We start from the raw sequence: 11060 nt of genomic DNA on the forward strand, positions 1-11060 counted from the left end.
ACAGTACACTTTCCCCATGACGGTGGATCAGGTCATGGCGGACAGGGAGGTGGCCTTCCCCCTGACCCGGGCCATGTGTGCGCCCGTCGGCGACGGGGCGGCGGCAGCCATCCTTTGCAGTGAGCGATATATGAAGGAGCACAACAGCTCCCGGGCCGTAAAGATAAGAGCCTCCGTCATGACGTCCGGAACCAGGAACGGTCCGCCGGATGTCACCCAGCGGGCATCGAATGCAGCCTATGAAGCCGCGGGACTGGGACCGCAGGATATTGACGTGGCTGAAGTTCACGATGCGACCGCCTTTGGCGAGCTCTATCAGTATGAAAAACTGGGTTTCTGTCCGGAAGGTGAAGGCGGCCCCTTTGCAGAAAGCGGCGCCACGGCCATCGGTGGTGAAATACCCGTCAATACCAGCGGCGGTCTCATCTCCCGCGGTCACCCCATCGGCGCTTCCGGCCTGGCCATGACCCATGAGCTGACGACGCAGCTGCGCGGTGAGGCTGGAAAACGGCAGGTGGAAAATGCCCGCATTGCCATGGCCGAAAACGGCGGCGGCACGCTGGGCCTTGGGGAGGCCTCGGTGGCCGTTCATATTTTTGAAAAACCCGGAAGGATGCGGATATGACGCCCGAATACAAAAACATCCTCTTTCCGACGGATCTCTCCAACGAATCGCGGGCGGCCTTCGACCATGCCATCAGCCTAGCAAACCGTTACGGCGCCCGCATCACCGTTTTGCACGTGCTGGAAGAAATGTCGCGCGCATCCAGCAACCTGCTGACAACCTATCTGGGTCGGGAAAAATTACAGGAGATTGCGAACACCCAAAAACAGGACACCAGGAAGGCGCTGATCGGGAAGAAAAAAGAAGCCCTGATGATCAAGGATGCACTAACCGCCTTCTGTGATGCGGCCCAAAAAGATCACCCGGAGTGCACGTTGATCATGGATGACATTGAAGTCGTTATTGCCGAAGGCCATGTGGTGGATGAGATCGTCACTGAAGGCGGAGAGCGGCATTGCGATCTCATCGTCATGGGCTACCACGCCCGCGGAAAGATCGAAGGCGCCGTGCTGGGCAGCACCAGCCAGCGGCTGTTGCGCAAAAGCGGGATACCCGTTTTTCTGATACGGATGAATGCATAGAAATCAATGGAGGTTGTCACATGAAAGCATTTCAGTTTAAAGCGTGGCTGCAACCGGCTGAACTGGTGGATGTACCGGTTCCCGAGCCAAAGCCCGGAGAAGTGCTGGTCCGCATTGGCGGGGCCGGTGTTTGCCACTCCGATTTACACGTCATGCACCACTGGACACCGGACGTTCGGCCCGAGGTGGCGGACTGGCCGTTGCCCTTCACCCTGGGCCATGAAAACGCCGGCTGGATCGAGGGCGGTGACAACGGTGAGCTCGAGCAGGGTACGCCCGTTGTCATTCAACCCCTGTGGAACTGCGGTGTGTGCCGCGCGTGTCGGCAGGGAGACACCAATGCCTGCGAGGCGGGCCACGAGAAACGCGGATTTTCCGGGGGGCTGGGTCGGGATGGCGGGTTTGCCGAGTATATGGTTGCACCGTCCCACTGTCTGGTCCCGCTAAAGGACCTCGAGCCCTGGAAGGCGGCTGCTCTCACCGACGCCGGGCTGAGCGCCTACCATGCTGTCAAACGCTGTCTGCCGGTGTTGTCCCCGGACGTGGCTGTGGTGGTCATCGGCATCGGCGGTCTGGGTCAGATGGCTGTCCAGTTTCTGAGAGAACTCTGCGGTGCAACCATCATTGCCGTGGATCAGGATGAAAAAGCCCTTGATCGGGCCGCGTCAATGGGGGCCGACCGCTGCCTTTTGTCGGCCGACGGTACCGCCGGGGAGATAATGGCGGCAACCAACGGGATCGGCGCCATGGCGGCCGTCGATTTCGTGGGTTTGGACACCACCATGGCGCTGACTGCTGCCGTGGTCCGTAAAAACGGCCGCATCGCCATTGTCGGACTGGGCGGCGGAACCTTTCCGTTTCGGTTCGGTGCGCTGCCGTATGGCTGCTCCATGGTGACCACCATGGGCGGAACTACACCGGAACTGGCCGAAGTCGTGGCACTGGCTGAATCAGGGCGCGTGCAGCCGCATGTTGAGAAGTACCCACTCGATCAGGCCGTGGACGTGTACGACAGGCTGAAAAACAACCAAATCACCGGCAGGGCGGTGCTGATACCGTAGATGCAGGCCAAAGCACACAGGAGGAAAAACAAATGGGATATGTAGAACTGGACATGGACCTGAGCAAGGAAGTTGTGGCCATGCTCAAAGAGGTCAAGAAGTTTGCCATGGACGTGGTCCGGCCGGCCGGTATCGATCTCGACCGGCTGCAGGATCCGGCCGATGTTTCCGCGCCCGGATCGGTTTTGTGGGACGTGCATCGAGCCTTCCGAGAGCTCAACCTGCACCAGATCGGTATACCCGCCGAACTGGGCGGCATGGGGGATGACATCGATCCCAAATTCAAGCACCTCATGGCCGAGGTGATAGGGTACGGCGATGCCGGGCTGGCCGTCAGCCTGGGGGTGTCCATCAATCCGTTCAGGGTTGCCGCGATGTCCCAGGACCCCGCGCTGCAGCAGCTGGCCAGGGATTTCTGCAACGACACCTCCGGTGAGATGATCGGATGCTGGGCCATTACCGAACCGACCCACGGGTCGGACTATATCATGGCCATGGATCCCACGTTCAGCGATCCCCAGTGCGGTCCGGACCTTATCGCCGAGCTTAAAGGGGATGAATACATCCTCAACGGGCAGAAGTCGGCCTGGGTGTCCAACGGCACGATTGCCACCCATGCCACCGTCCATGTCGGGTTGCAGCCTTCCAAGGGGATGCATGGCGCCGGTCTGGCCGTGGTTCCACTGGATTTGCCGGGCATATCCAAAGGCAAACCGCTGGACAAAATCGGGCAACGCGCGCTGAATCAGGGCGAAATATTCTTCGAAGACGTCAAGTTGCCCAAGCAATGCATGGTCGTTCCCGACAGTCGCATGATGGTCCCTCTGGCCAAAGCGATTCTGACCGGTGCCAACACCGGCATGGGGACCGTTTTCGTGGGGCTGGCCCAGGCAGCTTTCGACGAGGCGCTGAATTACGCCAAACAGCGCATTCAAGGCGGCATGCCCATCTTCGAGCACAACAATATCAAGCTGCAGCTGTTCAACATGTTTCGGAAAGTCGAAGCTGCCAGGGCCTTGGCCAGGAGGGTGTCCCTCTATAATAGCATCAATCAGCCCGGTGCCGCCCAATACGCGGTGGCTGCCAAGGTTACCTCCACACGCGCCGCGTTCGAGGTGGCCAGCGAGGCCATCACCATCTTCGGCGGCAACGGATTGGCCCGGGAGTATGTGATCGAAAAGATGTTTCGCGATGCCCGGGCTTCCTTGGTCGAGGACGGCGAGAACAACGCCCTGTCCATTGCCGCATCGCATGAACTCAAATAAAGGAGCCGCAACCATGACCGCAGCGATTATCCCCAACACGATTGAAGAAATGACCCCTGAGTGGCTGACAGAATCCCTGACCGGTTCGGGGGTTATAAACGGCAACGCCGTCCGGGCAGTGGAAAGCGAAATCATCGGATCGGAGCAGGGATACATGGGTATTTTGGCCCGATTGTCCCTTACGTATGAAAAAGCGGATGATGCCTTGCCGTCCACCATGGTCGCCAAGATCCCCACCCGGGAAAAGAAAAATAAAATGATCATGGAAGCCTTCTGGAACTTCGAGCGTGAAAACCGGCTCTATGAGGAAATTCTCGACAAGTTGCCGTTGAGAACGCCGCGCTGCTATTTTTCCGACTTCGATCCCGGCTGGGACGCAGAAAAGGTCAACACGGTCTACAGACGCTATGGCAAGCTGCCCACGGGTCTTGTGGGTATTTACTTCATTTATGTCGGCCTCAAGAATGTCGGGATGAAAAGGCGCTACATCCTTTTGCTGGAGGATTTCAGTCATCTCGAACAGATCGACCAGCGCGACGGATGTTCCTATGCGGATGCAGAGATGATGATCAAACCGCTGGGGATCGCCCATGCCGCCTTCTGGAAAAGCCCCGAGCTCAATAAGTACTGGCTCAAGAACCACGCCGACTTCAGTAATATGATGGGTTTCCTGTCCGGCCGCTGGCCCGCGGTCGTCAAAAAGGCGCTTCCGGACAAAATCGGCCAACAGGAAATGGCGGTATTTGAGTGGCTGAAGAAAAACAACAAACAGCTGGACGAATACACCCGGAACCGGCCGCATACCCTGATTCATACGGATTACCGGCTGGATAACATCTTTTTTGACCGCGAAAAAAAAGATATCGCCGTGATTGACTGGCAGGCCAGCTGTCCGGGATTGGGGCTGTTCGACCCGTGCTTCTTCATGCTTAACAACGGAAGCCGTGCGTTCACTCCGCAAGAAGCCGAAGCGTTGATTACCGTTTATCACCAGGGACTGGTTGAGGGCGGCCTGTCGGACTACAGCCTCGATGAATGCCTGGATGATTATGTCTACGGTTTGCTCCTGGCCCTGCGTTATGTGCTGATCATCGTTGGCGGCGTAGAGGTCGAGAAGGACCCCAACGCCCGCTACATGTTGGGCCTCTGGTTTGACCGCATGAAGCCTTTGATTGAATCCATAGACCTGTCCAGCCTGTTTAACTGAGGAGCGTGACAAGCAATGGAACTGATCTTGATCCGGCATGGATTACCCTATCGCGTCGAAAAAAAAGACGGAACCGCAGCCGACCCTGAATTGAGCCCAAAAGGAATCGAACAGGCACAAAAACTGGCGCGCTGGCTGCAAAACCAACCATTGGATGCCATCTACTGCAGTCCGCTGATGCGGGCCAGGATGACCGCGGAACCGCTGTCGGATGTCAAGGGGCTGGACATCAGCATAGAACCGGACGTTGCCGAAATTGATGCGCAGGCGTCCACCTACATCCCCTTGGAGGAATTGAAAAAAAATGAGCCTGAAAAGTGGCGGGAGTTGCTGGAGGTCGGCATGGAAGCGGTTTTTGACGGCATGCAGGACCTTAAGACCTTTCGCCGGAAAATAATAAAGCGCATCAAACAGATCGTCGCCGACAATAAGGGCAGGAAGGTGGCCATCGTTTGCCACGGCGGCATTATCAATATCTGGGCCGCCCATATCCTCGGCCTGGAAAAAAGCCTTTTTTTCAAGCCGGATTATACCAGCATCAGTCGGTTTATGGCTTCCGGCTCCGGCGTCCACAGTCTCGTCAGTCTCAATGAAACAGGCCATTTGCATGGTGACTGATCAACGAGCCAACATGGAACGACGCATGGATCATATGCTTATGGCAGCGACCAAACCCGGTGCCATATATGCGGTTACCAACCAGACTATCGGCGGCGTCGACTATAAGGTCTTTGCAAACGCTTTTAAAAATCTCAGGGAAATGTATGCTTCCAGCTTGGAAAACGACCATATCTATGCACGTAAACTCGTCGAGTGGTTCGGGAACCAGGATTGGACCTTTCTGGTATATGAAGATGAGCGCTACTCCTTTGAAGATGCCTATCACCTTGCGGCCGGGTTCTCCAAGCAACTGATAATAAGGTTCGGCATCAAGCCCGGCGACCGGGTGGCGATTGCCATGCGCAACTACCCGGAATACTGCCTGGCATTCATGGCCATCACCGCAATCGGTGCAATTGCCGTGCCCCTGAATTCCTGGTGGCAAGGCGAGGAGCTGGCCCATGGTGTTCAAGACAGTGAACCTGCCTTGATCCTGGCGGATGAACAGCGCATGCAGCGCATGCTTCCGCACATTGAAAATTTGGCCCTGCCTCTGCTGATCACCCGGGCGGAAAAGCCGCTGCCCGAGCAGGCCCGTCCTCTGGCCGATTATCTATTCCGTGAAAAACTTCCCGAATTCCCGCCGGTCGAAGTCAATCCGGACAACGATGCCTTTATCATGTATACCAGTGGTTCCACGGGAACGCCCAAAGGGGTGGTGACCACCCACCGCGCCATTATCAACGCAGTGATGTCCTGGCAGATGCCGATCGTTGGCATGCTCATGACCTGTCCGCATAAAATCGAACAGATCAGATCCCGGCATAGACCGTCAGTGCTGCTGTCAGTTCCACTTTTTCATGTCACCGGTTGTGTGGGAGGTTTTCTGTCTTCATTTTTCATTCGGCAGAAAGTGGTGATGATGCGCAAATGGAATCCTGAGGAAGCGCTTCGATTGGTGGAAAGCGAACGCATAACGCGGCTGGGCGGACCGCCGATGATGACCTGGGAATTTGTCAATTCACCTGCATTCGAAACATATGATACCAGCAGTCTGACAGCGCTGGGCGCCGGCGGTGCCATGCGGCCTCCAAAACACCTTAAGGTTTTGGAGAAACGCATGGGACGGCACATCGCCACCACCAACTACGGCCTCACCGAAACCACTGCGCTGGGGACAAGCAATGCAGGCGAGAACTATCGCAACAAACCTGCCAGTGTGGGGCGTCCGATACCGCCGCTGATGGAAGTAAAAATGGTGGACGAGCAGGGCAGGACATTACCGGTTGGTCAAACCGGGGAAATTTGTTTTAGAAGCTGCACCAATTTTCGAGGCTACTGGAAGAAAGCAGCGGAGACCGCCAGGGCCATGCTGCCGGGTGGCTGGTTTCGAACCGGCGATGTGGGCTACATGGATGCGGACGGTGATATTTTCATTGAGGATAGACGCAAGGAAATTGTCATCCGGGGTGGCGAAAATATCAGCAGCCGGGAGGTCGAATTCGCTTTGTATGACCACCCTGCCGTGTTCGAGGCTGTTGCCTTCGGTCTGCCCGACGAGAGGCTGGGCGAAATAGTGGCCGCAGTGGTGGTGTTGAAACCAGGTCAGCAGGTGAACAAGGAACAACTGCGGGCGTTTCTGAAGGGGAAACTCGCGGCGTTTAAGGTACCGGAACATATACGGCTGCAATCAGATTCCTTGCCTAAACTGGGCAGCGGTAAGGTATTTAAACGCAAGGTTCGGCAGGATATGTTGGAATTGTTTTCTATCCAAGAATAAAACATAAAAAGAGGATAATGGATAATGACTGACCCGAATGAATTGACGCATCGGATTGTAGAAACCAAAGCCGGTGCAAAACTCAGTAGATCCATGATGGATAGCTTCATCGGGAACAGGCATGAATTCAACCATTGCGAAAAAATCAGCCGTAACCTCTACAAGGTTCGAAAAGGCGTATACACCATCGCCGGTTTGAGTATTGCCAACTGCACCTTTATCGAAGGCCAAAGCGGACTGATCGTGTTCGATACCGGCAACAACATCGGCCAGGGCCAGGAGATTCTGAAAAAAATCAGAGAGGTGAGCGATAAACCCATCAGGGCCATCATTTATTCCCACCATCACTACACCGGCGGCACCCGGCTTTTTGTCGAGGAAAATAAAGCCCAAGCATGCGCCATTTACGGGCATCCAAAAATCGAGTATAACCGTCAGAATACCTTTTCAGCCTTCGGGCGCATGCAAATGCGCCGCGGCGGCATCCAGGTTGGGCAGTATCTTCCGGAGAAAGGGGAAGACGCGGCAGTGGGGATGACCGAGCCCCGATATGAAGATCCGGGCATGAATAAAAACGGGCATCTGCCCGCCACGCACGCGGTGGCTGACAGGGAGGAGGTGTTAATAGACGGGCTTAACGCCCAGTTTTTCCAGATTGTAGCAGATACTGATGATTCTCTGGCGGTATGGTTTCCCGAACTGGACATGATTTTGCACAACGCCGCCGTGATGCGGGTATTCCATCCATTTTACACCCTGCGGGGGGATTTCTATCGAAGCCCGGAGGGCGCCATCCGGGGCATCGACATTATGCGGAACATCAAGCCCGAATATCTTGTCGGCTGTCATGGCGCCCCCTTCATCGGCCGGGAAAAGGCCTATAAAGCCATGACGCGGGTTCGCGATAGCTATGCGTTTGTTTATCAGCAGTCTGTGCGCGCCATCAACCAGGGCCGGACGCCCGACCAGATGGTCAAGGAAATCCAGCTGCCCGACCATCTCAAAAACGACCCCCTGCTTTACGAGGGCTATATACGCATCCAATATGCGGTCAGGGGATTTTACCGCGGTATGGTGGGCTGGTTTGCCGAGGATACCGCAGATTTGAATCCGCCGCTTCCGGAAGTTCTGGCCCGGGAGATTGTGGACGGATTTGGCGGGCCGGAAAAGGTCATCCAGAGATGCCGAATTCTTTTCGAACAGCATCAATATGAACTGGCCGCCAAGCTGGTAACCTATGTGCTGCAGGTCGACCCTGAAAATGAACAGGCGCGTCAGTTGAAGGCGGATGCCCTGCGGATCATGGCTCAGCTCTCCCCGGACATTCAATCCCGCCATTTTTACCTGACGCATGCCTTGAGCCTTGAAAAGAAGATCGATACTTCCAAACCCCCCGCTGTTAAATTTTTTGGCGATCAGGGTATCGACGACATCTTGAATACCAAACCCGGGGCCATGATAAAGCTCCTGGAAAATATGCTTGATCCGCAGAAAAGCAGAGATGTTGAAAAATCATTACACATAGCTTTTACGGATTTGAATCAGGGTTTTGGCCTTGTTGTGAGAAAAGGCGTGGCCGAATTCACAGCGCATGCCGATGCGGATGCTGATCTTGGACTGGAACTCACCAGGACTGTCTGGCTTTCAGTCTATTTCAGATTAACGACACTGAAAAAGGCGCTGGAATCAGGTGAGGCCAAAATGACGGCAGGAAGCGTACCAGAGCTTGAAGATTTCCTGAGTCTGTTTGATCGGTTTAAATATATTAAAAAGGTGCGATGACATGACCACTACTCATTACCAAACCTGCTCCCTATGTGAGGCCACCTGCGGTCTTACCATTACCGTTGAAGACGGACGTGTCGTTTCAGTGAGGGGCGACAAAAAGAATCCCTTCAGCAGGGGCTATCTCTGCCCCAAGGGGGCTGCCATAGGATCGCTGCACCATGATCCGGACAGGCTGCGCCGTCCGTTGGTCAGAAGGGATGGTGCGTTGGTTGAAGTTTCCTGGGAAGAGGCTTTTAAAGCGGTAGAAAAAGGTCTGATGCCCATCGTCGAAAAGCATGGCCGTGACGCTGTAGGGGTTTTTCTGGGCAATCCCTGCGCCCACACCATGGCCGGCGCCTTGTGCATGCATCCGCTCTTAAAGGCGTTGGGCAGTAAAAACATATTCAGCGCCAGCACCGTCGACCAGATGCCCAAGCATGTCTCCTCAGGACTGATGTTTGGCCACCCGCTCATCATCCCTGTTCCGGATATCGACCGGACCATGTTCATGCTCATCCTGGGTGCTGATCCGCTCACCTCGAACGGCTCTCTGGCCACGGCCCCGAACTGGCCGGGACGCTTGCGGGCCCTGAAAAATAGGGTCGGGCGGCTGGTCGTCGTCGATCCCAGGACCAGCCCCACAGCGCGGTTAGCCGACACCCATCTGGCCATCCGGCCGGGAGGCGATGCTTACTTGTTGATGGCCCTGATCAATGTCCTCTTTGCCGATGGACTGGTCAAGCCGGGCAGGCTGGACGATTTCACCAATGGCATCGAAACGGTCAGGGAACTCTGCAAGCCTTTTTCGCCGTCAGCCGTGGCAGAAAAAACAGGTCTGGCACCAGACCGGATGACAACCCTGGCCCGTGACCTGGCCGGTGCTGAATCAGCGGTTGTTTACGGCCGCATGGGAACGTCCACCGTGTCATTCGGTGCATTGACCAACTGGCTGGTGGATGTGGTCAACATCCTTACCGGCAACCTGGATCGTCCCGGCGGGGCCATGTTTCCCGCCCCGGCCCATATGCCCCTGAATACAAGGCCGGGAGGAAGGGGCTGGGCACTGGGACGCTGGCAGAGCAGAGTCAAGGGGTTGAATGAAGTCATGGGTGAACTGCCGGTGTCGACCCTGGTCGATGAGATGGAAACCGAAGGGGACGGTCAAATCAGGGCGTTGTTGACCATTGCTTCCAATCCAGCCATATCCCTGCCCAATGCCGGACGGATAAGCAGGGCTCTGGCAGCGTTGGATTATATGGTGTCCATCGATTTTTATGTTACGGCGTCAACACGGCATGCCGATGTCATCCTGCCGCCCACAGGACCGCTTTCAACATCCCAGCATCACATGATGTTCTACAACCTGGCTGTGCGCAACATGGTCCAATACGCGCCGCCGGTTTTGGCCATGCCGGACGATGAAATGGACAAGTGGCAGATCATGTACAAGCTGGCCTTGATCTTCAGCGGCCAGGGTGCGGGGGCCGACATCGGCCCCATGGATGACGTCATCATTCAATCCATGGTGGCCAAGATCACCAAAGACGAAACCTCCCTGTTTCACGGCCGGGACGCGGAAATGCTCGACGCATTGTCAAAACACAGGGGGCCTGAGCGCATGCTGGATTTCATGCTGAGAACCGGTGCATACGGCGACGGTTTCGGTCTTGACCCTGAAGGCCTCACCCTGGATAAGCTCAAAGACCTGCCCCACGGTCTTGATCTGGGCCCGCTCAAGGAAATGCTGCCCGGGCACCTGAAAACCCCGTCAGGCCGGATTGAGCTGGCCCCTGATCCCTTGGTCAGGGATGTCGACCGGCTTCGAAAAACCCTGGATGATGCGCCTTCCGAACTGGTACTGGTCGGCCGCCGCCACCTTAGAACCAACAACTCCTGGCTGGCCAACATCCCTGCACTCGTTTCCGGACCGCAGAGATGCGTTCTGCATGTGAACCCGACCGATGCCATAAAGCTGGGTCTGAAAACGGGTGATACGGCCCGGGTCGCAAGCCGGGTGGGTCAACTGGCCGCACCGGTGGAAGTAACCGACAATATCCGTCCGGGAGTGGTCAGCCTGCCCCACGGATGGGGGCACGACCTTCAAGGTGTAGAAATGCGCATTGCCAAAGAAAACGGCGGCATCAACAGTAACATTCTGGCTGACGAGACCCAATTCGATCCCCTTTCCAATACATCGGTCCTCAATGGCATCCCGGTCAACGTGACACCTGCAG

9 protein-coding genes are annotated in these 11060 nt (G+C 56.0%); all 9 read left to right on the forward strand.

From position 1 onward, the window contains the following. A partial coding sequence (locus LJE94_19000; GenBank protein MCG6912185.1) for a thiolase family protein occupies positions 1–625 on the forward strand: 625 nt, incomplete at its 5' end. Continuing rightward, entirely contained in the window at positions 622–1146 is a 525-nt protein-coding gene (locus LJE94_19005) for a universal stress protein (GenBank protein MCG6912186.1), read from the forward strand. The genes LJE94_19000 and LJE94_19005, both read left to right, overlap by 4 nt. 20 nt (positions 1147–1166) lie before the next feature. Beyond that, positions 1167–2207, forward strand: coding sequence for an NAD(P)-dependent alcohol dehydrogenase (locus tag LJE94_19010; GenBank protein MCG6912187.1), 1041 nt, complete (start codon positions 1167–1169; stop codon positions 2205–2207). A gap of 32 nt (positions 2208–2239) precedes the next feature. Then, complete coding sequence (locus tag LJE94_19015; protein MCG6912188.1) at positions 2240–3472, forward strand: acyl-CoA/acyl-ACP dehydrogenase; 1233 nt, start codon at positions 2240–2242, stop codon at positions 3470–3472. A 13-nt stretch (positions 3473–3485) separates the two neighbouring features. After that, positions 3486–4679, forward strand: a complete 1194-nt coding sequence (locus tag LJE94_19020) for a phosphotransferase (protein ID MCG6912189.1) — start codon at positions 3486–3488, stop codon at positions 4677–4679. A 15-nt stretch (positions 4680–4694) separates the two neighbouring features. Further along, positions 4695–5297: a histidine phosphatase family protein gene (locus LJE94_19025; protein ID MCG6912190.1), complete on the forward strand. Its 603-nt coding sequence runs from the start codon at positions 4695–4697 to the stop codon at positions 5295–5297. A 25-nt stretch (positions 5298–5322) separates the two neighbouring features. Further along, a complete protein-coding gene (locus LJE94_19030) occupies positions 5323–7059 on the forward strand; it encodes an acyl--CoA ligase (GenBank protein MCG6912191.1) in 1737 nt (578 codons plus the stop codon). Between the two features lie 24 nt (positions 7060–7083). Beyond that, on the forward strand, positions 7084–8841 hold the full coding sequence (locus LJE94_19035; protein ID MCG6912192.1) for an MBL fold metallo-hydrolase: 1758 nt from the start codon (positions 7084–7086) through the stop codon (positions 8839–8841). A gap of 1 nt (position 8842) precedes the next feature. Then, positions 8843–11060, forward strand: a 2218-nt coding sequence (locus tag LJE94_19040) for a molybdopterin-dependent oxidoreductase (protein ID MCG6912193.1), incomplete at its 3' end; no start/stop codon positions are given.

It is taken from the genome of Deltaproteobacteria bacterium (assembly GCA_022340465.1).
GTDB lineage: Bacteria > Desulfobacterota > Desulfobacteria > Desulfobacterales > B30-G6 > JAJDNW01.

Bases quoted from the DNA above. Each gene is read 5' to 3' on its own strand.
- LJE94_19005 (MCG6912186.1), top strand. From the start codon at position 622: ATGACGCCCGAATACAAAAACATCCTCTTTCCGACGGATCTCTCCAAC.
- LJE94_19010 (MCG6912187.1), top strand. From the start codon at position 1,167: ATGAAAGCATTTCAGTTTAAAGCGTGGCTGCAACCGGCTGAACTGGTG.
- LJE94_19015 (MCG6912188.1), top strand. From the start codon at position 2,240: ATGGGATATGTAGAACTGGACATGGACCTGAGCAAGGAAGTTGTGGCC.
- LJE94_19020 (MCG6912189.1), top strand. From the start codon at position 3,486: ATGACCGCAGCGATTATCCCCAACACGATTGAAGAAATGACCCCTGAG.
- LJE94_19025 (MCG6912190.1), top strand. From the start codon at position 4,695: ATGGAACTGATCTTGATCCGGCATGGATTACCCTATCGCGTCGAAAAA.
- LJE94_19030 (MCG6912191.1), top strand. From the start codon at position 5,323: ATGGATCATATGCTTATGGCAGCGACCAAACCCGGTGCCATATATGCG.
- LJE94_19035 (MCG6912192.1), top strand. From the start codon at position 7,084: ATGACTGACCCGAATGAATTGACGCATCGGATTGTAGAAACCAAAGCC.